The 20,968-nt window shown below is 61.6% G+C and carries 19 protein-coding genes and 1 riboswitch; of the genes, 8 read left to right on the forward strand and 11 right to left on the reverse strand.

The features are described from left to right. Positions 1-185: 185 nt before the first annotated feature. On the forward strand, positions 186-980 hold the full coding sequence (gene lpxA, locus BCY88_RS27055) for an acyl-ACP--UDP-N-acetylglucosamine O-acyltransferase (protein WP_220669698.1): 795 nt from the start codon (positions 186-188) through the stop codon (positions 978-980). A 119-nt stretch (positions 981-1,099) separates the two neighbouring features. Here lpxA and BCY88_RS27060 read toward each other — a convergent pair whose 3' ends face one another. Next, positions 1,100-3,031 carry a TonB-dependent receptor domain-containing protein gene (locus BCY88_RS27060; RefSeq protein WP_120347227.1) on the reverse strand — a complete coding sequence of 644 codons (1,932 nt, stop codon included), beginning with the start codon at positions 3,029-3,031 and terminating at the stop codon, positions 1,100-1,102. A 325-nt stretch (positions 3,032-3,356) separates the two neighbouring features. Next, positions 3,357-3,553: riboswitch (cobalamin riboswitch) on the reverse strand. A gap of 18 nt (positions 3,554-3,571) precedes the next feature. Further along, positions 3,572-5,851, reverse strand: coding sequence for a 5-methyltetrahydropteroyltriglutamate--homocysteine S-methyltransferase (gene metE, locus BCY88_RS27065; RefSeq protein ID WP_120347228.1), 2,280 nt, complete (start codon positions 5,849-5,851; stop codon positions 3,572-3,574). 143 nt (positions 5,852-5,994) lie between these two features. On the opposite strand from metE (BCY88_RS27065), the gene BCY88_RS27070 reads away from it, so the two are divergent. Further along, the gene (locus BCY88_RS27070) at positions 5,995-6,918 is read left to right on the forward strand and encodes a LysR family transcriptional regulator (RefSeq protein ID WP_120347229.1); all 924 of its coding nucleotides are present in this window, start codon (positions 5,995-5,997) and stop codon (positions 6,916-6,918) included. A gap of 88 nt (positions 6,919-7,006) precedes the next feature. Then, on the forward strand, positions 7,007-7,771 hold the full coding sequence (gene cobF, locus BCY88_RS27075; protein ID WP_120347230.1) for a precorrin-6A synthase (deacetylating): 765 nt from the start codon (positions 7,007-7,009) through the stop codon (positions 7,769-7,771). 51 nt (positions 7,772-7,822) lie between these two features. Here the strand turns inward: cobF and metE (BCY88_RS27080) are convergent, their stop codons facing one another. Further along, positions 7,823-10,114, reverse strand: a complete 2,292-nt coding sequence (gene metE, locus BCY88_RS27080) for a 5-methyltetrahydropteroyltriglutamate--homocysteine S-methyltransferase (RefSeq protein WP_120347231.1) — start codon at positions 10,112-10,114, stop codon at positions 7,823-7,825. Positions 10,115-10,224: 110 nt separating this feature from the next. Here metE (BCY88_RS27080) and BCY88_RS27085 point away from each other — a divergent pair, with 110 nt between their 5' ends. Beyond that, positions 10,225-11,130, forward strand: coding sequence for a LysR family transcriptional regulator (locus tag BCY88_RS27085; RefSeq protein ID WP_120347232.1), 906 nt, complete (start codon positions 10,225-10,227; stop codon positions 11,128-11,130). A gap of 33 nt (positions 11,131-11,163) precedes the next feature. Here the strand turns inward: BCY88_RS27085 and BCY88_RS27090 are convergent, their stop codons facing one another. Then, on the reverse strand, positions 11,164-12,018 hold the full coding sequence (locus BCY88_RS27090; RefSeq protein ID WP_120347233.1) for a helix-turn-helix transcriptional regulator: 855 nt from the start codon (positions 12,016-12,018) through the stop codon (positions 11,164-11,166). Between the two features lie 102 nt (positions 12,019-12,120). On the opposite strand from BCY88_RS27090, the gene BCY88_RS27095 reads away from it, so the two are divergent. Together BCY88_RS27095 and BCY88_RS27100 are read left to right on the forward strand one after the other, a co-directional pair. Continuing rightward, complete coding sequence (locus tag BCY88_RS27095; protein WP_120347234.1) at positions 12,121-13,020, forward strand: SDR family oxidoreductase; 900 nt, start codon at positions 12,121-12,123, stop codon at positions 13,018-13,020. A gap of 133 nt (positions 13,021-13,153) precedes the next feature. After that, entirely contained in the window at positions 13,154-13,945 is a 792-nt protein-coding gene (locus tag BCY88_RS27100) for an SDR family NAD(P)-dependent oxidoreductase (protein WP_220669699.1), read from the forward strand. Between the two features lie 49 nt (positions 13,946-13,994). Here the strand turns inward: BCY88_RS27100 and BCY88_RS27105 are convergent, their stop codons facing one another. The 4 genes from BCY88_RS27105 to BCY88_RS27120 are packed head-to-tail and all read right to left on the reverse strand — an operon-like array spanning position 13,995 to position 17,494. Continuing rightward, positions 13,995-15,287: an NAD(P)/FAD-dependent oxidoreductase gene (locus BCY88_RS27105; protein ID WP_120347235.1), complete on the reverse strand. Its 1,293-nt coding sequence runs from the start codon at positions 15,285-15,287 to the stop codon at positions 13,995-13,997. Positions 15,288-15,295: 8 nt separating this feature from the next. Next, entirely contained in the window at positions 15,296-16,042 is a 747-nt protein-coding gene (locus tag BCY88_RS27110) for an amino acid ABC transporter ATP-binding protein (RefSeq protein ID WP_120347236.1), read from the reverse strand. Continuing rightward, positions 16,039-16,695, reverse strand: a complete 657-nt coding sequence (locus BCY88_RS27115; RefSeq protein ID WP_120347237.1) for an amino acid ABC transporter permease — start codon at positions 16,693-16,695, stop codon at positions 16,039-16,041. Before BCY88_RS27115 ends, BCY88_RS27110 begins: the two co-directional genes overlap by 4 nt. Positions 16,696-16,729: 34 nt before the next feature. Further along, entirely contained in the window at positions 16,730-17,494 is a 765-nt protein-coding gene (locus tag BCY88_RS27120) for a substrate-binding periplasmic protein (protein WP_120347238.1), read from the reverse strand. A 154-nt stretch (positions 17,495-17,648) separates the two neighbouring features. Here BCY88_RS27120 and BCY88_RS27125 point away from each other — a divergent pair, with 154 nt between their 5' ends. After that, positions 17,649-18,473 (forward strand): IclR family transcriptional regulator, encoded by an 825-nt coding sequence (locus BCY88_RS27125; protein WP_120347239.1) that lies wholly within the window; start codon positions 17,649-17,651, stop codon positions 18,471-18,473. A 30-nt stretch (positions 18,474-18,503) separates the two neighbouring features. On the opposite strand, the gene BCY88_RS27130 is transcribed toward BCY88_RS27125, so the two are convergent. From BCY88_RS27130 to BCY88_RS27140, 3 genes are all read right to left on the reverse strand, one after another. Beyond that, entirely contained in the window at positions 18,504-19,013 is a 510-nt protein-coding gene (locus tag BCY88_RS27130; protein WP_120347240.1) for a DUF1269 domain-containing protein, read from the reverse strand. Between the two features lie 263 nt (positions 19,014-19,276). Beyond that, a complete protein-coding gene (locus BCY88_RS27135; protein ID WP_120347241.1) occupies positions 19,277-19,486 on the reverse strand; it encodes a hypothetical protein in 210 nt (69 codons plus the stop codon). 64 nt (positions 19,487-19,550) lie between these two features. Next, positions 19,551-19,844 carry a GYD domain-containing protein gene (locus BCY88_RS27140; RefSeq protein WP_120347242.1) on the reverse strand — a complete coding sequence of 98 codons (294 nt, stop codon included), beginning with the start codon at positions 19,842-19,844 and terminating at the stop codon, positions 19,551-19,553. 273 nt (positions 19,845-20,117) lie between these two features. Between BCY88_RS27140 and BCY88_RS27145 the strand changes: the two genes are divergently transcribed. Continuing rightward, on the forward strand, positions 20,118-20,558 hold the full coding sequence (locus BCY88_RS27145) for a GNAT family N-acetyltransferase (protein ID WP_120347243.1): 441 nt from the start codon (positions 20,118-20,120) through the stop codon (positions 20,556-20,558). The last annotated feature ends 410 nt before the right edge of the window (positions 20,559-20,968 follow it).

Raw genomic sequence — 20,968 nt, forward strand, 5'->3', positions numbered from 1 at the left:
ATTTGTAAGAAATGGTGTTTCCGTGCGGCCGGCGAGCGGACATTCAGCCGGTGGTAACGAGTTGAAAGGTCAACGGCGAGTGAGAACAAAGACCCATATAATCGACCGCTGAAATGAATTGGGGCTCGCTGCTCCGGCATTGAATGTGAACTGCAAGGCCACAAAAGTGGCATTCCTGAGAGGTTATGTTTGTGATCGATAAAACGGCTGTCATCCATCCAACCGCGGTGATTGAAGAGGGCGCTGTCATCGGCGCTGGTGTTCGCATTGGTCCCTACTGTTGCGTCGGCGGCGAGGTCGAGATCGGCGAGGGCACCGTGCTCAAGTCTCACGTCGTCGTAAGCGGGCATACCCGCATTGGCCGGGATAACATCATTTACCCCTTTGCCACGATTGGAGAGGACAACCAGGATCTGAAGTACGCCGGCGAGCCAACGCTTGTGGAAATAGGCGATCGGAACAGAATCCGGGAGAGCGTCACGATCCATCGCGGCACGGTCCAGGGCGGCGGTATCACCAGGGTTGGAAACGACAATCTTCTGATGGTCAACGCTCACGTTGCTCACGATTGCAGCGTAGGCAACCATTGCATTCTGGCAAACAACGCAACGCTGGGCGGTCACGTAATTCTGGACGACCACGTGATCATCGGCGGTATGTGCGCGGTCCATCAATTCTGCATTATCGGCGCGCACGTCATGGTTGGAGGCTGCTCCGGCATCGCTCAGGATGTGCCGCCGTTTGTCATTGCTCAAGGCAATCACGCTTCGCCGATTGGCGTGAACACCACGGGGCTGCAACGCCGCGGGTTCAGCAAAGAGGCAATACAAGCCATTCGACATGCCTACAAGCTGCTCTACAGAAGCGGCATGACCCTTGATGAAGCGAAGCCGGAGATTGCGGAGATCGCGTCCGCTCATGCTGAGGTCAAGCCGTTTTACGAGTTTCTTGCGCGCTCGACTCGCGGTTTGATCCGCTAAGGTGCGCTCCCGCAATACGCGCCGATCCCGCGCACTGGTTGCCAATAAATAGCGCTATGCCGTCGGGTGAATGCTTCCCCGACGGCATAGCGCGTGGACCCGCTACCGCCTGGAGCCGCCTAGAACGTGTACGCCACCTTGCCGAATGCCGTGCGGCCGAGCGAGTTATAGCCGTATGCGGTGACGTACTGCCGGTTAAAGAGGTTCGACAGACTGGCGGACACGGTGAGGTGCGAGTTGATCTTGTACGAGGCGCGCAGATCGACTCTCGTGTACGACGGCAGATAGGTCGTGTTGAACTGGTCGTCGAAGGTCGAGCCGCCGTAGAGCAGCGAGACGCCGGTGCTGAGCGCGTGCAGCTGGAATTCGTCCCACATGTGATCGACGCTCAGCGCGACCGTTTGGCGCGGACGGCGGGGAAGCCACGTCTGATCGGTGACGTCCTGCGGATTCAGAATGCCGACAGCGACACTGACGGGCGTCGATTTGCCGATGGTGCCCTTGTAGGACAGATCGATACCCTGGATATGGGCCCGCCCGATGTTCACGGGCATGCTGGTCGCGGCGTTGAAAGAGATGAGGTCGTGCACCCGGGTGTCATATACGGCGGCCGTAAAGGTGCCGAAAGACGTCGAGGCGTCCAGTGCCGCTTCGACCGTGTCGCTGCGCTCCGGCAACAGATTCGGGTTGGCGTAGCCCGGATAGTACAGATCGTTGAAAGTCGGCAGGCGGAAAGCATTGCCATACGAGAGCCGCGCCGTATAAACCGGCGTAATGGCATAGGCCACGGCGACATTGCCGGTATTGACCGACAGGCCCTGAACAACGTCGTGGCGTCCCGCGAGGAACACCGTCAGCGCACCGAGCGTGGCTGACTGATGGAGCGAGAAAGACGAATCGTTGCGCGCCGGCAATCCTTGAGGAGCATCCACCGGCAGGAACGCCAGTTCGCGGCTGAAGTCGTAGGCAAGCTTTGTCTCGCCCGACAGCGGCAAGCCGAACAGCGTTACGCCGCGTTCCTGGTGCGTCAGCGAGGTCGTGGTGCTTAAGCGCGTCGAGTCGAATTCATCGGTGGGGATAGCCGGGTTGTTCGCGTAGACGAACTGGCGGTCCGTCGCGTAGCCCACCGACTGGTCAAACTGCGTGGACGGCGTGATGTCCAGATGAAACGCGAGGCCCGTCGTCAACTGATGATCGAGTTGCCGGTCGGCGCCGCCTGCATTGTCGTAAGACAGATCGGACCTGTGATACAGGGCAAATGCGGAGAGCGACCAGTTGTCGCGCGCATAGCCGAGTCGCGCATCCACATCCTGCGCGTGGTACGGATTGCGGCCATCCTCGTGACCATAGGCGTAGGGCTGCGTCGCTTCGATCCCAGCGGTGTTGTAGTCGTGCAGACCGAGCGAGTAGGTCAGTCCGGAGAGCGTCGAAAGCGGACCTGTGGACGGGATGCTGCCTGAGGTGCGGATTTGCGTATCGAAGGTCTTGTTCGAACCCCCGCCTATCGAGATCGTGGTCCGGTTCGGCTGATTGGCCGCATGGTTGGTGAACAACTGTATGACGCCGCCCATCGCATTCGCACCGAACGAAGCGGCCGCCGGCCCGGAGATGACCTCGACGCGGTCGAACGCGGAGGTCGGCAGATCCGCCCACTCGGCTTGCCCGCTGGTCGCGGAACCCACCCGGACACCGTCGATAAACACGGCGACCTGGCTGGCGGACGAACCCCGGATGCTGACCGAAGCGGTGGAGCCGGGGCCGCCATTTTGCACAATGGTGACGCCGGGCAGGGTGGCGAGGGCCTGCGTGATACTTGGGTCGATCGGAGACAGCCGGTCGAGATCGGCGCGCGTCAGGACCTGGGTCGTGGCGAAGCGTTGGTCGAACGATTGCGGCAGATGCTGCGTGTCGCCGGTGACGAGAATATTCGGCAGCGTGGTTTCAGCCGGGTTTTGCACCGGCTGCGGCAACGACGTGTCGTCCGCGGCCTGCGCAACCTGGCATGCCGAGACGCTCAGGGCAGACGTGATGATGAAATGACGGAACTTCATGATGGAGATGAGCTGTGTCTTGTCGATTCTTGCGGGTAGAGAGTGAGCCGCGTGGGCGCAGTCACAAGGTTTAGCGCCTGGCCGGGCAGGCTTCCAGTTCGCCGTAACGCTTCACGCGATGGCGGACGAACGAGCCAATCCAGGCCTCCGTATGGAAGACGGCGGGCACGCTCTCGATGCCGGGACGTGTAGGTACAAGGTTCCTCGCGGGGAACCGGGTTGAACAGCAGTGGACATGACAGATCCTGAGGGTCGGGCTGTCTTTGCAACAGGCAACCGCCTGGGCGGTGCTTGCGCATCGGGACACCCCGCCCGGTGCGGCTGCGCAGACCTCGGTTTGATGGCAGGTTTCCTGGCTCGCGGGTCAATGTCTGGTGCCGACCTTCCCGGTGTCCCAGTGGTCATGAGTGGCACAGACTCGCCGCTTACAGTTGCGGGGGCAGCCGCAGACTCGGAGCATGGCTGCTCGTACTGCGTTCCCTTTTGATCCCGGTAACGGGAACCATCAGCGCGAAGCGTACCGATGCGTCGTGGTCGCCGTCAATCACTATGTGCTGTGAGCTTTTGACGCAACGTCTTCGCCGCCAGCACCATGTTGGACAAGGCGGCTTCCGTCTCCGGCCAGCCCCGGGTTTTCAGGCCGCAGTCGGGGTTGACCCACAGGCGTTCGGCGGGAATGACCTCGCATGCGCGTTCCAGCAGGCGTTGCATCGTTTCGGCGCTCGGGACGCGCGATGAATGAGTGTCGTATACGCCGGGCCCGATTCCGTTCGGATAGGCGAACTCGCCGAAGCCATCGAGCAATTCCATCGACGAGCGCGATGTCTCGATCGTAATCACGTCGGCATCCAGCGCGGCGATCGAAGGCAGAATGTCGTTGAACTCCGAGTAACACATATGCGTGTGGATCTGCGTGGCGTCGCAGACGCCGCCCGCTGAAATCCTGAAGGTCCGGGTCGCCCAGTCGAGGTAAGTGGACCAGTCTGCCTTGCGCAGTGGCAGCCCCTCGCGGAAGGCGGGTTCGTCGATCTGAATGATGCGGATGCCGGCCTTTTCGAGGTCCACGACTTCGTCGCGAATGACGAGCGCCAATTGGAGCGCCGTGGTCGGGCGCGGCTGGTCATCGCGAACAAATGACCATTCGAGCATCGTGACCGGTCCGGTTAGTACTCCTTTCACCAGGCGGTCGGTCAAAGACTGCGCATGGCAGGCCGCATCCACGATCATCGGCTCGGGCCGGTAGATGTCGCCGTAAATGATCGGCGGCTTGACGCACTGCGAGCCGTAATTCTGGACCCATCCGTTTTCCGTGAGCGCGTATCCCCAGAGCTTGTCCGCAAAGAATTCGACCATGTCGTTGCGTTCGACTTCGCCGTGCACCAGCACGTCGAGCCCGAGCTCTTCCTGTCGCCGAACGACGGTTGCCGTTTCGGCGCGCATACGTTCGAGATATTCCAGCGCGCGCATCTCGCCTCGCCGATAGGCGGCGCGCGCCTGCCGGATCGCCGGCGTTTGCGGAAACGAACCGATTGTCGTGGTAGGCAGGAGCGGCAGCTTGAGTGAGTGGCGCTGCACGCGGCTGCGATCGGCGAACGGACTCTTACGGTTGGCCATCGTCTCGGTGACAGCGGCGACACGCCGTTGCACCAGTACGTTGAACACCGCCCCTGAGTTGCGGCGCGACGCGAGTGCGGTATCCGCGGCCGCGAGCGCCGACTGGGCTGCTGACGGATCGTGCAGCGCGAGTGCAATCGTGCTGAGCTCATCGAGTTTTTCGGTCGCGAAAGCGAGCCACGACCTGAGTTCACCATCGAGCTTCTGTTCGGTGGCGAGCGTGACCGGCACGTGGACCAGCGAGCAGGACGGCGCGATCCACAACCGTTCGCCGCGCTCCGCGTGAAGACTTTCAAGTGAGCCCGCAATGGCGCCCAGATCGGCGCGCCAGATGTTGCGTCCATCGACTACGCCCACCGACAGGACCTTGTCCGCCGGCAGCGCCGAACGCCACGTCTCCAGTTGCTGCGGTGCCTTGACCAGATCGATATGCACGCCGTGAACAGGCAGTTTTGCGACGCTTGGCGCGTGATCGGCGGCGGTGTCGAAATAGGTCGCCAGCAGCACCTTGACGCCCGAGTCGCCCAGCACGTTGTACACGGCGGAAAACGCTTCGAGCCAATCGGTTTCGAGATCGAGACAGAGCGCGGGTTCGTCAAGCTGAACCCATTCGATACCGCGCGCTTTCAGCGTGTCGAGAATGCGCAGGTAGCGGATGACCAGCCTGGGCAATAGCGATAGCCGGTCGAAGTCCGCAGCGCGACTTTTGGATAGCCACAAATAGGTGATAGGCCCGATCAGCACCGGCTTGACGGCCAGACCCAGGGCGAGCGCCTCGTCGATTTCCTCAAAGAACCAGTCCACGCCGCCGTCGAATGTGGTGTCGGGACCGAGCTCGGGTACCAGGTAGTGGTAGTTGGTATCGAACCACTTGGTCATTTCCATGGCCGGCTGCGCCTTGTTGCCCCGCGCCAGTTCGTGATACTGGGCGAGCGACAGGGTCTTCGGCTCGAACCCGAATCGCTCCGGCAGCGCACCGAGCAGGGCAGTCAGGTTCAGCATCGGGTCGTACCATGCGAAATCGCCGACCGCGACAAAATCCAGCCCGGCGGCGCGTTGCAATTCCCAGTGACGGGCGCGCAGCTCCTTTCCGACGCCACGCAGATAGGCATCGTCGGATTCGCCGCGCCAGAAAGATTCCTGTGCGAACTTGAGTTCGCGATGCGCGCCGATGCGCGGAAAGCCGGATATGTGAGTGCGGGCCATGCGGAATCCTTGAGTGAATGCCGCGTAGTGTGCAAGTCACGCTATGATTCATCAAGCGACATGTTTTCATCATCATATGAACCATATTCATATCAAGAATTTCCCCTCTTTTCTGTACTGTCGCGGCCGGCGCGGGCGGTGCGATGCTTGAACTGCGGCATCTCCGTTCGCTCATTGCGATATCCGAATCCGACAAACTGGTGAGCGCCGCCGAGCGGGTCAATCTCAGTCAGTCCGCGCTGTCGCATCAGATCCGCGATATGGAGGCTCACTACGAGGTGTCCCTCTTCGAGCGCACCCGGTACGGTCTGCGTTTTACGGCTGCCGGTGAGCGGCTGCTTGTTCTCGCCCGGGAAACGGTGGCCGCGGTTGCCGGCGCTGAGCGCGATCTCGTGCGCCTGAAGGGCGACGTGCGGGGCGAGCTTCGAATCGTGCTGGAATGCCATACCTGCTTTGACTGGCTGATGCCGGTCATGGATGAATTTCGCAGGCGCTGGCCGGAGGTCGAAGTCGATCTGGTGGCCGGGTTCCATGCCGACCCGATGAAACTGTTGAACGAGGGCAAGGCAGACGTGGTGATCGGCTCGAAGCCCGCCACGAGGCGTAATCTGCACGTTGCACCGCTGTTCCGCTTCGAGATACAGGTGGTGATCGCCAATGAACACCGGTTGCGCAACAAGCGGCGCGTCGGTCCCGGCGACCTGCAAGGCGAGACGCTGATCACCTATCCTGTGCCGGAATCGCGTATCGATCTGATTCGCGAGGTTCTGGAACCGGCGGGGATCAAGCTCGAACGGCGGACCGCGGAATTGACCATCGCGATCATGCAATTGGTGGCGAGTCGCCGTGGCATTGCGGCGCTGCCGAACTGGGGCGTGAAGAACTACGTCGACCACGACTATGTGCTCGCCAAACGCGTCGGTGCCGGGGGACTCTGGAGCGAACTCTATGCTGTCGCGCCCAGAGGGATTGCGGGGCGGCCGTACTTCGACGATTTTGTGAGGATCGTTCGGGACATTTGCGCGGCTCAACTGGACAGTATTGAACTGATAGCCGGCAATCCGTGAGCGCCCGCAGGCGCACCCAGCATAAATTGACATCAGCGGCGGGCGTGCTCGATTGAGACGCCCGCGGCCTTAGCCAGGAGTTGAAGTGATGAAAAAAATCCTGATCATCGGAATCGGGGCAGGGGATCCTGACTACATGACCGTTCAGGCGATCAACGCGCTCAATCAGGTCGACGCATTCTTCGTGATGGATAAAGGCGTCGCGAAGGAAAAGCTGATCGCGCTACGCAAGCAGATCATCGAGCGATTTATCGACGGTGACGACTATCGGATTGTCGAGGCCACCAGCCCTGAACGCAGGCGTGACGACCCGGACTACAGATCGGCGGTTGACGAACTGAACCGCGACAAGCAACGCCTGTTCGAACGCCTGATTGCCGACGAGCTGCACGACGGCGAAGTCGGCGCCTTTCTGGTGTGGGGCGACCCTTCGCTCTATGACAGCACGATCCGCATCGTCGAGGCGATTGCAGAGAGCGGCCGGCATGTGTTCGACTACGAAGTGATTCCTGGGATCAGCAGCGTTCAGGCGCTGGCGGCACGGCACAGGGTGCCGCTGAACCTGATTGGCCGATCGATCGAAATCACCAACGGGCGCTCAATTGCCGAAGGGTTCCCGCAGAATGTCGACAGCGTTGTCGTGATGCTGGACTCGCAGAATGCCTACCGGCAGCTCACGGATGAAGACCTGGACATCTACTGGGGGGCGTATGTGGGCACGCCTGACGAAATTCTGATTGCAGGCAAGCTGCGCGACGTGATGGATGAAATCGAACGTGTCAGGGCGGAGGCTCGCCGCACCCATGGCTGGATCATGGACACGTATCTGCTGCGTAGGCGTGACGGAAAATGAGAGATGGCCACCGGAAGGTGGCCATCTCGCACAATCGGCTTGCCGGCTTCCTTAGACGGACGCGCGCAGCGTCCTGGCAGCCGCCACCATGTTGGTCAGCGCCGGAATGACTTCTTCCCACTGGCGCGTCTTCAGACCGCAGTCCGGGTTCACCCACAGGCGCTGCGCCGGAATGCGTTCAGCGGCCTTCTTCATCAGTTGAACGATATGTTCTTCGCTCGGGATGTTCGGCGAGTGAATGTCGTACACGCCCGGGCCGATTTCGTTCGGGTAGTTGAAGTTGTCGAACGCGTCGAGCAACTCCATATCCGAGCGTGAGGTCTCGATGGTGATCACGTCGGCGTCCATGTCGGCGATCGACTTGATGATGTCGTTGAACTCCGAATAACACATATGCGTGTGGATCTGCGTTTCGTCGTCCACGCCATTGGCGGTGATACGGAACGACGTCACGGCCCAATCCAGGTATTCCTGCCATTGCGACTTGCGCAGCGGCAGACCTTCGCGCAAGGCTGCTTCGTCGATCTGGATCACGCGCACGCCGGCCTTTTCGAGGTCCAGCACTTCTTCGCGGATTGCCAGCGCCAACTGGTAGCACGACACCGAGCGCGGCTGGTCGTCACGCACGAAGGACCAGTTCAGGATCGTGACCGGGCCGGTCAGCATGCCCTTCATCGGCTTGCTGGTGAGCGACTGCGCGTACTTGATCCATTCCACCGTCATCGCCTTCGGACGGCTGATGTCGCCGAACAGGATGGGCGGCTTCACGCAACGCGAGCCATACGACTGCACCCAGCCGAACTGGCTGAAGGCGTAGCCGTCGAGCTGTTCGCCGAAGTATTCCACCATGTCGTTACGCTCGGCTTCACCGTGCACCAGCACGTCCAGCCCCAGCGCTTCCTGCTCGCGCACGCTGCGTTCGATCTCGGCTTGCATCGCGTTTCTGTAACCGGCTTCGTCGAGCGCGCCGCTCCTGAACTGGCTGCGTGCATGGCGGATCTCGCCGGTTTGCGGAAACGAGCCGATGGTCGTGGTCGGATAAGCGGGCAGCTTCAACAGGGCGGCCTGCTTGTCGGCGCGCGCAGGATACGCGTTCTTGCGCTGGCCCAGGGCGGGGCTGATCTTCGCGAGCGCGGCCTTGACTGCCGGGTTGTTCACACGCGGTGAGGCTCGACGGGCGGCGATGGCCGCACCGTTAGCGGCCAGCTCTGCCTTGACGGCGTCGCGGCCCTGGTTCAACGCGCTCGCCAGCACCTGCAGTTCGCCCAGCTTTTGCAATGCGAAGGCGAGCCACGAGCGGACTTCCGCATCCAGCTTCTGTTCGCTTTCCAGGTCCACCGGCACATGCAGCAGCGAGCACGACGGCGCGATCCAGAGACGCTCGCCCAGTTGCTTCGCGACCGGTTCGAGCCAGTCCAGCACGCCGTTGAGGTCCGTCTTCCAGATGTTGCGGCCGTTGATCACGCCGAGCGACAGCACGCGGTCTTGCGGCAACTGTGCAATGACTGCAGCGACTTCAGCGCGCGCATTGATCGCATCCACATGCAGGCCCTGCACCGGCAGCTTGCAAGCCAGCGGCAGGTTGCCGAGCAACTGGCCGAAGTACGTCGCCAGCAGCAGTTTCACCTTGCTGTTCGCCAGCGTTTCGTACGCCGTCACGTACGCCTGTTGCCATTCAGCGGACAATTCGGTGACGAGGATCGGCTCGTCGATCTGGACCCATTCGACACCGTGCGCCGCGAGCGTGGCCAGCAGTTCAGCGTAGACCGGCAGCAGGCGCGGCAGCAGGGCGAGCTTGTCGGAGTCGTCCTTGGCCTTGCCGAGCGCCAGGTAGGTCACGGGGCCGACGATCACCGGCTTGGCCTTGACGCCTTGCGTCCTGGCCTCAGCCAGCTGTTCCAGCAGGCGCGACGGGTCGAGTTTGAATTCAGTCCTGGCGCTGAATTCGGGGACGATGTAGTGATAGTTGGTGTCGAACCATTTGGTCATCTCGCCGGCGGCAACACCGCCGCAGCACGCATTGTGGTCTTCGGCACCCTTGGCGGTCCGGCCGCGGGCGACGCGGAAGGTGTTGTCGAGGGCATCGCCATGGAAACCATGCACGCGTTCCGGCAGGTTGCCGAGCGTGAAGCTCATGTCCAGCACCTGGTCGTAGAAGGCGAAGTCACCCACGGCGGCGAGGCCGAGATCGGCCTGGTGTACCCAGTGACGCTGGCGCAATTGAGCGCCCAGCGCTTTCAGTTCGCCGAGCGAGGACTCGCCCTTCCAGTAGGACTCGAGCGCGAACTTCAGTTCGCGCTTCGCGCCGATGCGGGGGAAGCCCAGATTGTGTGTCGTTGCCATCGTGTCGCCTTGATTCGGTCAGGTTGCGGATCGCTGCATCCTATCCAGGGCGGTTTATGAAGTAAAATGGTGATAATTCAACGAACCATTAGTTTTGCTCATGTACCATCATGCTTGAGAGAACTCATCTCGCGATTGTCCAGGCGGTGGACACGCACGGCTCGCTTACCGCCGCGGCCGAAATCCTGTGCGTGACGCAATCCGCCCTCAGTCACTCCATGAAAAAGCTGGAGCAGCAACTGGGTACGGATGTCTGGTTGCGCGAGGGCCGCAGCCTGCGCCTGACCCAGGCGGGGCAATACCTTCTGGCGGTTGCCAACCGCCTGCTGCCGCAGCTGGACCTGGCGGAAGAGCGCCTTAAGCAGTACGCGCAGGGCGAGCGTGGCGCGCTGCGCATCGGTATGGAGTGCCATCCCTGCTATCAGTGGTTGCTCAAGGTGGTGTCGCCCTATCTCGCGCGCTGGCCGGACGTGGATGTCGACGTCAAGCAGAAATTCCAGTTTGGCGGCATCGGCGCGCTGTTCGGCTACGAAATCGACCTGCTCGTGACACCTGATCCGCTTTACAAGCCGGGCTTGCGCTTCGAACCCGTATTCGACTATGAGCAGGTGCTCGTGGTGAACCGTGAGCATCCGCTGGCCGACGTCGAGTATGTGAAGCCGGAGCAGTTGACGCGCGAGGTGCTGGTTACGTATCCGGTCGAGACGGACAGGCTCGACATCTACAACCAGTTTCTGATGCCGGCCGGTGTCACGCCGCGGCGCCACAAGGTGATCGAAACCACCGACATCATGCTGCAGATGGTGGCAAGCGGCAGAGGCGTCGCGGCGCTGCCGCGCTGGCTGGTGGAAGAGTACGCGGGCAAGATGAACGTGGTTCCTGTGCGCCTCGGGCGCAAGGGCATTGCCAAGCAGATTTTCCTCGGCGCCCGCGAAACCGACACTGAAATTGACTACCTCAAGGCCTTCGTCGATCTGGCTCGCAAGCCGGAAGCGGCCCTGATCGAACCACGGTAATCAGCGAGCCGAGCGATCGGACATGCGCCCGGCTCACTTCGCGGCGATTGCCGGCGTTCCCTCGATCAGCGAGCGGATCTGTTCCTGATCGGCCGGGGTTGCCGGGTTGTAGACCACCATGCGCAGATCCGGCCGCCCGTCCACCGCGAAGGATGAGTATTCCAGCGAGATCGGCCCCAGCACGGGGTGGCGCAGGTGTTTGACGCCGTCGCTGTGAGTCTGCACGTCGTTGTCCCGCCACATGGCGGCGAACTCGGGGCTTGCCCGGCACAGTTCGTCGACGAGCGGCGCCACCTCGGCGTCGGCGCCCGCGCGCGCGGCATCGATCCGGAAGGCGTTCACCACGAGGCGCGCCACGCTTGTCCAATCGAACTGTGCGGCGCGCACGCGAGGGTCGCAGAAGATCATGCGCAGGATGTTGCGTCGTTCAGGGGGGAGGGTGGCGTAGTCGGTGAGCACGGCCGCGGCCGCGTGATTCCATGCAACCACGTCCCATGTGGCAGTCCTGACGATCGCCGGGCTGTGGGGCAGCGCGTCGAGCAGGCGCTGCAGCCGCGGCGTGATCGCGTCGCCGCTGCGATAGCGGACTTCGGGCGGATGGCCGAGACCGAGCAGGAACACGTGTTCGCGCTCGACTTCGGTCAACATCAGCGCCTTGGCAATGCGGTCCAGCACGTCCGCCGACGGATTGCCGCCGCGCCCCTGCTCCAGCCAGGTGTACCAGGCCGCGCTGATATTGGCGCGCTGCGCCACCTCTTCGCGGCGCAGTCCGGCCGTGCGCCGCCGGCCGCCGGAAATGCCGAAGGACGCGGGATCGAGCTTGGTCCGCCGGTTCTTCAGATAGCTGCCGAGACGGTTGCCGCTTGCGTCGTCGTTTACTTGGGCCATGCTTAACCTGTTAAGACGTATACCCGGATAATGTCACCACTTTAACAGGATGATTTTGCCTCGTACATTGCTCCCAATCAACCGGATTCAGGAGCGTTTCACATGCGAGTCTTTGTCACTGGAGCGACTGGTTTTGTCGGCTCGGCTATCGTTCACGAACTGCTCGCGAACGGCCATCAGGTCCTTGGCCTCACCCGCTCGGCGCAAGGCGCGGCGGCGCTCGTCGCAGCCGGCGCCGAGGCGCACCACGGGTCGCTGACCGACTTCGAGAGCCTGCGTCAGGGCGCGGCGGCGGCCGACGGGGTCATCCACACCGCTTTCAATCACGATTTTTCCCGCTTTGCGCAGAGCTCGGCGGAAGACCGGCAGGCGATCGAGATACTCGGCGGCGTGCTGGAAGGCAGCGAGCGCCCGTTGCTCGTCACGTCCGGCACGGCGTTGCTGAGAAATGGCGGCGCGGCTGCGACCGAAGCGGATCGTCATCCTACGCCGTCAGACAGCTTTCCGCGGGCGTCGGAAGCGGCGGCAGAAGCGCTCGCCACGCGCGGCGTGCGGGCGGGCGCGGTGCGGCTGGCGCCGTCCGTTCACGGTGAAGGCGACCATGGGTTCGTCCCCCGGCTCATCAGCATCGCGCGGGAGAAGGGCGTGTCGGCTTACGTGGGGGACGGCCTCAACCGCTGGTCCGCCGTGCATCGGCTGGATGCCGCCCGTGTCTTCCGGCTCGCGCTGGAGCGCGGCGCCATCGACGGGACCTATCATGCAATCGCCGAAGAGGGCGTGCCGTTCAAGGCGATTGCCGAGCTGATCGGCCAGCGGCTCGGCGTACCGGTCGTCGCTAAATCACAGGACGAGGCGCTGGCTCATTTCGGATGGTTCGGTATGTTCATCGGCTTGGATCTGCCGACCTCGAGCGCGCGAACCCGAGAGCTGTTGCACTGGACGCCGACCGGCCCGGATCTTCTCAGCGATATCGGCCAGCCTGGCTATTTCGCGCATCCCTGAGGTGCGGCACCGACGCGTGGTCGAGTGGTCGACGGTACTCGTGCTGCAACGCCAATAACACGAATTACGCGGCGTTTTAGCCGGGGTTTTGTATGCACCCAATTCAGGTGTGTTCGAAATCCCGGCTGATAACATGGCGCTCACCCTGTTTGCGCCAGAGACGAACGCCATGAGACTGAAAGACCGTGTTGCCCTGATTACGGGCGCCCAGCGAGGCATCGGACATGCAATCGCCACAAGATTCATCGCCGAGGGCGCCAAGGTCGTGCTCGCCGACGTTACGGACGCGAGCGCCGAAGCAGACGCCCTTTGCGCCTCCGGTGGCGAAGCTTGCTACGTTCGTGCGGACGTGTCGGTGGAATCCGACGTGAGCGAGATGGTGCGCGAGGCGGAAGCCCGATTCGGAAACGTGGACATCCTGGTCAACAACGCGGGCATTGAATTCGCCAAAACGGTTCTCGACACCACCGTTGCGGAATGGGACCGGCTGATGGCGGTTAACCTGAAAGGGGTTTTCCTGTGTTCGAGAGCCATCATCCCGGCAATGCAACGGCGCGGCCGGGGCGTCATCATTAACATTGCGTCCGAGTTGGGGCTTGTTGGCGAAGCCAATGTGGCCGCTTACTGTGCTTCGAAAGGCGGCGTGGTGATGTTGACCAAGGCGATGGCGATCGACCATGGCCGCAGCGGTATCCGGGTGAACTGCCTTTGTCCCGGACCTGTCGCGACGCAACTGCTGGAGGATGTGTTTACCAGCAGCCCCGATCCGGATGGACTGCGGCGCTCTTTCGAAGCCGCCACCGTGCTGGGGCGAATCGGTTCGCCTGACGAGGTTGCCGGTGCGGCGGCCTTTCTGGCGAGCGACGACTCGGCCTTCATGTCCGGTGCCAATCTCGTCATCGACGGGGGATGGACCGCGCGCTAACTACACGGCAGATACACGGCGAGTCCGCGCTCATTCCTCATCGAGTCTCTCACGACAGCGCGTCAAGCAGTCCGTACCATGCCACGCCTGCGCTGATATAGAACCGTTGCAACGCGTGGAACGGAACGGGTTCGATCGACGTGGGCGGAAGCGGCATGCCGCGTGTCGTCCCGCCGATCAACGCGGCCAGATGCTTGCCCAGGGTCGTCGCCATCGCAATGCCGCGTCCGTTGTAACCGAGCGCGATCGTCATGCCTTCTGCCGGCAGATGCACGTGCGGCAAAAAATTGCGTGTAATGGCGATGCGGCCGGCCCACCGGTATTCGTAGCCGATGTCCTTCAATTGCGGAAACATCAACTGGGCGGCACGCTCGAGATGAGCCCAGTCCGCCGCGTTGCGAGGCTCGCGAAACGGTCCGCGTCCGCCCATCAGCAAACGCCCATGCGCATCCTTGCGGAAGTAGAGCAGCAGGCGGCGCGAATCGGAGGCCACTTCGCCGCCCGGCAGAATCGTGGCGCCGACATCGGCGGGCAGCGGTTTCGTTGCGACGATGAAGCTATTCGCCGCGATCACCGATTGGGCGAGGCGTGGCCACAGTCCATCGGTGTAGCCGTTGGTTGCCAGCAGGATCTGCTTCGAATCGATGAGCGGACCATGCGCCGTGCGAATTCGCCAGCCTGCCGGGCCACGCTCGACGCTCGCGGCACGGGTTCCGCCGTGGATCGCCGCGCCTGCGGTTTGCGCCGCACGCGCGAGGCCGCGCGCGTAGCTCAACGGATGCACGCTGCCCGCGCGCAGGTCGACCCAGCCGCCAACGAATGCGCCCGTGCCGAGCCGCCTCGATATCTGCGCACGGTCGAGCAGTTCGACTGGCGCGCCGCGCGATTCCCACTGCTTCGCCCGGGCGTGCAGCGTGCCGAGCAGCTTGCTCGAATGGGTCGGCTGAATCCAGCCGGCGCGCTTTGCATGGCACTGAATGCCGTGGCGTTCGATCAGGTCGAACACCGCATCCGCGGCGCCGCCCGCCATCTGCACGAGCGCCGCGCCATCGCGTGGGCCGTAGCGCCGGATGAGCTCGTCGGGATCGTATTTCAGGCCCGGGATCACCTGGCCGCCATTGCGGCCGGACGCGCCCCAGCCGGGCTCGTTGGCGTCGATCACGCACACGCGTAGACCCTGTTCCGCCAGATGCAAGGCGGTCGACAAACCCGTGTAACCGGCGCCGACGATCGCCACATCCACCGTGACCGAGCTATCGAGCGGTGGCGCGTCGATAGCGGGTTCCGCCGTTGCCGCCCAGAGAGAAGGGGGCAGCGGTTTTGCAACTTCAACCAGGCTCATAGTGGTATTCAGATCCGGGATGCTTCGGTAAGCGCGGGCATCTTGCCGAGAAACTCGCGTGTGCGAGGATTGCGCGGACGTTCGAACAGATCGGCGGCCGACCCTTCTTCATGGATCGTGCCGTCATGAAGAAAACACACCCGGTCGGCCACTTCGCGCGCAAAGCCCATTTCATGCGTGACGACGATCATGGTCATGCCGTCGTCGGCAAGCTGGCGCATCACGCCGAGTACTTCGCCCACCAGTTCCGGGTCGAGTGCCGAGGTCGGCTCGTCGAACAGGATCGCTTTCGGTTCCATGGCCAGCGCGCGTGCAATCGCCACGCGCTGTTGCTGGCCGCCCGACATTTCGGCCGGGTAAGCGTCCATCCGATGCGAGAGACCGACCTTGTCGAGCAGATGCCGCGCCCGTTCGCGGGCTTGTGCACGCGCTTCCTTCCTGACGAACACGGGACCTTCGAACACGTTCTCCAGCGCGGTGCGATGCGGAAACAGATTGAAGCGCTGAAACACCATGCCGACCTGCGCACGCAAGTTGTGGATCTGTTTCGACTTCGCGTCGACGACGTTGCCTTCGACGGTGATCGTGCCGGCGTCATGCCGTTCCAGTCCGTTGATGCATCGAAGCAACGTTGATTTGCCGGATCCGGACGGGCCGATCAGACACACCACCTGGCCGCGTTCGACGCTCAGGCTCACGCCCTTCAGCACGTGCTGATCGTGAAAGCGCTTGTGAATCGCGTCGACCTTGATCATCGTTTTCCCTTCAATCCGAGGCGGCGTTCGATTCGCCGCAAGCCGTAGACGAGCGGCAGGCTGAGCGCCAGGTAAAGCAGCGCCACCAGCGTGAATACCGTCATGTTCTGAAACGTCGACGACGCGATAAGCTGCCCGGCGCGCGTCATTTCGGCGACGGTGATCGTCGACGCGAGCGAGGAGTCCTTAAGCATCATCACGAGCGTATTGCCATACGGCGGCAAGGCGATCCGGAACGCCTGCGGCAACACCACACGCCGCATGATCATCGCGCCGCGCATGCCGATGGACTGCGCCGCTTCGATCTGCCCGTGATCGATTGCCTGGATGCCCGCCCGGAAGTTTTCCGCCTGATACACCGAATAGGCGACGCCGAGACCGATGAAGCCCGCCTGGAACGCCGACAACTGCACGCCGAGATCGGGCAGCACAAAATAAATGTAGAAGAGCTGAACGATGATCGGCAGCCCGCGAATCACATTGATGAAAGTCGCGGCGGCGTTCGATACGATGCGGTTCTGGGACACGCGCATCAGCGCGAGTACCAGGCCGAGCAAGGTGCTCAGAATGAACGAGCAAAAGGTGATCTCGATCGTGACGACCGCGCCTTTCAGCAGGATCGGCAGAAACTCGATGGCGTTCTGGAAGAACATGGCGAACCGTCCTTATTCTGAAAACGACGTCACGTCATTCCACCTGCCACTTCTTGATGATCTGCGTGAGCGTGCCGTCCGCCTTGATCTTCTTGATGCCGGTATTCAATTGCTCCAGCATCGCCGTGTCACCCTTGCGCACGACGAAACACAACTGGCCTTTCACCGACGGTTGGTATCCCGCGACAAGACGCAATTGCGGATTCGGATTGTGCTGAAGCTGGTAGGCCAGAATCGGCTGGTCGCCGAAGCCTGCCTTGATGCGCCCGAGTGCGACGTCGCGCATGATGTCGGCGACTGAATCGTAGGTCCGCACTTCCTTGTAGATGCCTTTCTTGTTCAACGCGTCGACGAACGCGGTGCCGACCTGCGCGCCGACCACCTCGCCTTTGAGATCGTCCATTGAGGTGTACTGGCCTTTATCGTCGGCGCGCACGATCAGACCTTCGCCATACGAGTACACGGTGTCGGAGAAATCGACGACTTGCTGGCGCGCCGGTGTTTTCAGCATGGCCGCCGAGATGATGTCGATCTTCTTCGTGGTCAGCGACGGAATCAATGAAGAGAAGGTGGTCTGCTGGATCTTCACGTCGAAGCCGGCAGCCTTGCCCGTTGCTGTAATCGCATCGACCAGCAGACCCTGAATCGAATTGCTTTTCACATCGAGAAAGGTGAACGGCACGCCGGTGGCCGTCGCTCCAATCTCGTAAGTGGGGGCGGCCACCGACAAGGCCGGGGCACCGGCGAGCAGCAATCCTGTTGCAAAGACACTGGCAAAGCGTTTGGCGAACTGGAACATGAGGTCTCTCCACGAGTTGACGACGGCCGATCGAAATATCGGTACCCATCATTTGATACATGATATTCGAGTCAAAAATATCGACAAACGAAATTTGCGTATCGATATTCGATATGTTAGAGTCAATCTCAGGCTAAAACAATTGGGTGAATCCATGACAGGCAAGACGCTCAGCGCACCCCCGCAAGCGCCCCCGGAGCCGGAGGAAACGCCGGACGCGCTGTTCAATCAGTCGCTGGAGAAGGGCATTGCGGTGTTGCGCGCGTTCAGCGCGCAGCGCAGGTCGATGACCTTGCCGGAAGTCGCGGAGGCAACCTCCATTACCAAGAGTTCGGCACAGCGCATGATCTACACGCTGGAGAAGCTCGGCTATGTGAGAAAACACCCGCGTACCCGGCGCTATCAACTGGCGCCGCGCGTGATGCAGATCGGTTTCAACTATCTGGCTGCCGACACGCTGATTGACGTCGCCAATCCGTTTCTATCCGAGCTCACCAATGTCACCGGTGAGACAACCAATCTGACCGAGCCGGACGGCGCCGACATGGTCTACGTGGCGCGCTTCGTGTGTATGAAGTTCGTGCCGATTCACATGCCGATCGGCAGCCGCATTCCGATGTACTGCACGGCGTCGGGGCGGGCCTATCTCGCGGCGCTTCCGGAAAACGAGTCACGTGTGCTGCTGTCGGCCAGCGATCGGGTGGCGCATACGCAATACACCGTGACGGATCTCGGCGAGATCGAAGCGCGGCTCGCGCTGGGGCGGCGCAATGGCTACGCGTCGAATCGCGAGGAACTGTTCATTGGGGATATGACGATTGCGGCGCCCGTGCTGGACGGGGAACGCCGGCCGGTCGGCGCGGTTCACGTCGTCGCGCCAACGAGCCGATGGACGTTGGCGGAGGCGGAGGCACGGCTCGCGCCCGCGGTGATCGATTGCGCCCGCGGGATCAGCAATTCGATCCGCACACTCGCTTGAGGGCGGGCGCCGCCGATTGAACGCGAAGGTTCAGGGAAACGCGGGAATCGTCGGATCCGTTCCCTCGATGTCCGCTTCCGGATGGTGACGCTTAACCAGCTCTTCGATTTCGTCGACGCGGTCTTTCCCCACGTCCACCATCATCAGCAATTCACCGTTTTCGATCGCGGTTTCGAAGCGTTTCAAACGCGTGCTCGGAATGCCGATACCGATCATGGTCGCAGTCCATGCGCCGAACCCTGCGCTCGCCAGAGTCATCAGGACCACAACGCCGCCCGCGATCGTCAGCCCGGAGGGCGGAAACGCCATCGCGACAAGGCCCACGAGCATGCCGGTCACACCACCCGCGGCGGTGCCGCGCGCCAGCGCGGGAAGCAGGTCGCTGCGCTGCGTCAGCGTCGCCTCCGGCAACTGTTCCAGGTGCACGTCCGGACGCGCGAGAACGTGGATGTGCCGCCACTCGACCCGCTTCAGCAACAGCTCGTCAATGATCGACTTCCCGCTTTGCACATCGGGCAACAGGAAATAAATGCGCCGCATGTCGGGCCTCCAATCGGAAAAAAGCGCCGGCCGGTCCTGGGTGACGATACGGAGCCAGTCACCCGATAACGCCGGGCTCGCACGTTATGACTCTCAGACACCGAAATACAGATAAAACTCCCACTAAGGCGAACGCGGATCATGGCGGACAGCGATGGCCTTCTTTATCGACCCCTGCCTTTGGTCCAACTTCAGTCTGTCTGCCCGCCTGGTAAAGCAGGTCAATCCCGCAGGCCGATCCCGCAGGGCGGTCCCACGCCTCGCTAGCGGTCCGCGGCAAGTCCCTTCAGATAGGCGTCGCCGGCATCTTGAGCGGCGGCGCGCAGAGCAAAGGTGTCGTCCGAAACCAGTGAGCGTTTGATCTTCTTCGCCCCAAAGTCGACCAGCGTGATGATCCAGACATACTCGCCGGCCTGTTCGGCCGTTTGCACGAATGCGCGCACGTCTTCGTTGCCGTTTGCGTTTGTGTTCATTGTGATCTCCTGAGAAAGAGTCGCGGAAAGAGAGAGCAACTTGCGTTCCGGATAACAGCCTGTTTTATGGGAGTTTGCCGATAATCGCGCTGCATTCGTCCTTACTGAACGCGCGGAGCGTTTGCGTGCGGACGTTGCCTGCCGACCCCAGCGCGTAGCCATATGCCGCGAAACTTTCGTCATCCGGTGCTTCGACGATCGTGACAATGTCGTATTTGCCCATCGTCCAGTAGATGTCTTTCATTTCACAGCCAAAGGCCTTGGCCAATTCCGCTGCCTGACTGGCGCGCTGCGGGCTGTTTTTGATGCCGCGAATACCCTGATCGGTGAATTGTGCAAGAACCACATAGGTTGCCATGACGATTCTCCTTACGATTGATACGAGACGGGATTCACACGCGCAAGCCGCACCGCGAACGCTGTTGCGGTCGTGGTGCTGGAAAACGTTTTGCGCGTGATCTGAGTGTAGGCAATGCAAACGTGGGCGGCGTGACAACGGATATTTTCGTGTTTCCGTATGGGGGGCTTGCCGTTGGTTAGACCGGCGCAGCCGTGCACCCGGTTTGCCGGCAATGTTGAAGCCTGTTTCGTGCAAGAATCGCGATTTTCCCAACGAGGACGCAAGACAGCGATGGCTGACAATCACAATAAGAGTCTGGATATCAGAAGGCTTTCCTCAGCGGAGTGGGTGCAAGCTTTTCCTGTGATTGCGCAATTACGCTCGCTTGATCAAGCCGAGTTTCTCAAACGGGCGAGGCTGCAAGCGGATTCTGGCTACGAGCTTGTCGGCGCATTTCAGGGCGACACGCTGATTGGCGTGATGGGGATGAGGCCCGTCCACACTTTGGCGCGGGGGCCACACTTGCACGTCGACGATCTCGTTGTCGATGCGGCAATACGGGGCAGCGGTGCGGGTCGCGCGTTGATGGAGTATGCAGAGGCCCATGCGCGTGCCCGCGACATGACCGCAGTGTTTCTCGACGCGCGGCCAGATGCGGTTCTCTTCTATGAACGGCAGAACTACGCGTTGCATCCTGCGCCTTCGATGAAGAAAGTGATCTCGTCTTCGTAGAGGCGGAATGAGTTGCCGTTAGCGAACCAGAGCTGGGCGCAAAGCCGGGCAATGCCTGGTTTCGAAAATCCGTAACTGAGTAAAGAGGTCACTGCTTAAAGACGTCACTGCTTGAAGACGCTAAGCCGTTGCCGTTTTCATTGTCGCAATTTTTTTAATGCACTGAGTTAGGGGGCGGTACTTCGAGCGCTTGGCGGTCGATTGCACAAATGCATTGCGGGTAAAAAAAACGGTTCAAGTTTCTCGATGCCTCGCCGTAATCACGATTACAACAACCTTAAAATGAGGGCGACGTGAGTATTTCGATAAACACTGTGAACTCCGCTAATGTTGCAGTGCAACCCCTGTCCACGCAGTTAGTCTCTACGCAGTTAAGCAGTACCGCGCTCAATTCGGCCGCATCAACGCTT

The organism is Paraburkholderia fungorum (assembly GCF_003610895.1).
Taxonomy (GTDB): Bacteria; Pseudomonadota; Gammaproteobacteria; order Burkholderiales; family Burkholderiaceae; genus Paraburkholderia; species Paraburkholderia fungorum_B.

What these genes read in the sequence shown, in the direction of transcription:
- BCY88_RS27125 (WP_120347239.1), top strand. Translation starts at nt 17,649, where the DNA reads ATGACAGGCAAGACGCTCAGCGCACCCCCGCAAGCGCCCCCGGAGCCG.
- BCY88_RS27135 (WP_120347241.1), bottom strand. Translation starts at nt 19,486, where the DNA reads ATGAACACAAACGCAAACGGCAACGAAGACGTGCGCGCATTCGTGCAA.
- BCY88_RS27105 (WP_120347235.1), bottom strand. Translation starts at nt 15,287, where the DNA reads ATGAGCCTGGTTGAAGTTGCAAAACCGCTGCCCCCTTCTCTCTGGGCG.
- BCY88_RS27060 (WP_120347227.1), bottom strand. Translation starts at nt 3,031, where the DNA reads ATGAAGTTCCGTCATTTCATCATCACGTCTGCCCTGAGCGTCTCGGCA.
- BCY88_RS27120 (WP_120347238.1), bottom strand. Translation starts at nt 17,494, where the DNA reads ATGTTCCAGTTCGCCAAACGCTTTGCCAGTGTCTTTGCAACAGGATTG.
- BCY88_RS27070 (WP_120347229.1), top strand. Translation starts at nt 5,995, where the DNA reads ATGCTTGAACTGCGGCATCTCCGTTCGCTCATTGCGATATCCGAATCC.
- BCY88_RS27100 (WP_220669699.1), top strand. Translation starts at nt 13,154, where the DNA reads ATGGCGCTCACCCTGTTTGCGCCAGAGACGAACGCCATGAGACTGAAA.
- cobF (WP_120347230.1), top strand. Translation starts at nt 7,007, where the DNA reads ATGAAAAAAATCCTGATCATCGGAATCGGGGCAGGGGATCCTGACTAC.
- metE (WP_120347228.1), bottom strand. Translation starts at nt 5,851, where the DNA reads ATGGCCCGCACTCACATATCCGGCTTTCCGCGCATCGGCGCGCATCGC.
- BCY88_RS27095 (WP_120347234.1), top strand. Translation starts at nt 12,121, where the DNA reads ATGCGAGTCTTTGTCACTGGAGCGACTGGTTTTGTCGGCTCGGCTATC.
- BCY88_RS27145 (WP_120347243.1), top strand. Translation starts at nt 20,118, where the DNA reads ATGGCTGACAATCACAATAAGAGTCTGGATATCAGAAGGCTTTCCTCA.
- BCY88_RS27130 (WP_120347240.1), bottom strand. Translation starts at nt 19,013, where the DNA reads ATGCGGCGCATTTATTTCCTGTTGCCCGATGTGCAAAGCGGGAAGTCG.
- BCY88_RS27110 (WP_120347236.1), bottom strand. Translation starts at nt 16,042, where the DNA reads ATGATCAAGGTCGACGCGATTCACAAGCGCTTTCACGATCAGCACGTG.
- lpxA (WP_220669698.1), top strand. Translation starts at nt 186, where the DNA reads ATGTTTGTGATCGATAAAACGGCTGTCATCCATCCAACCGCGGTGATT.
- BCY88_RS27090 (WP_120347233.1), bottom strand. Translation starts at nt 12,018, where the DNA reads ATGGCCCAAGTAAACGACGACGCAAGCGGCAACCGTCTCGGCAGCTAT.
- metE (WP_120347231.1), bottom strand. Translation starts at nt 10,114, where the DNA reads ATGGCAACGACACACAATCTGGGCTTCCCCCGCATCGGCGCGAAGCGC.
- BCY88_RS27140 (WP_120347242.1), bottom strand. Translation starts at nt 19,844, where the DNA reads ATGGCAACCTATGTGGTTCTTGCACAATTCACCGATCAGGGTATTCGC.
- BCY88_RS27115 (WP_120347237.1), bottom strand. Translation starts at nt 16,695, where the DNA reads ATGTTCTTCCAGAACGCCATCGAGTTTCTGCCGATCCTGCTGAAAGGC.
- BCY88_RS27085 (WP_120347232.1), top strand. Translation starts at nt 10,225, where the DNA reads ATGCTTGAGAGAACTCATCTCGCGATTGTCCAGGCGGTGGACACGCAC.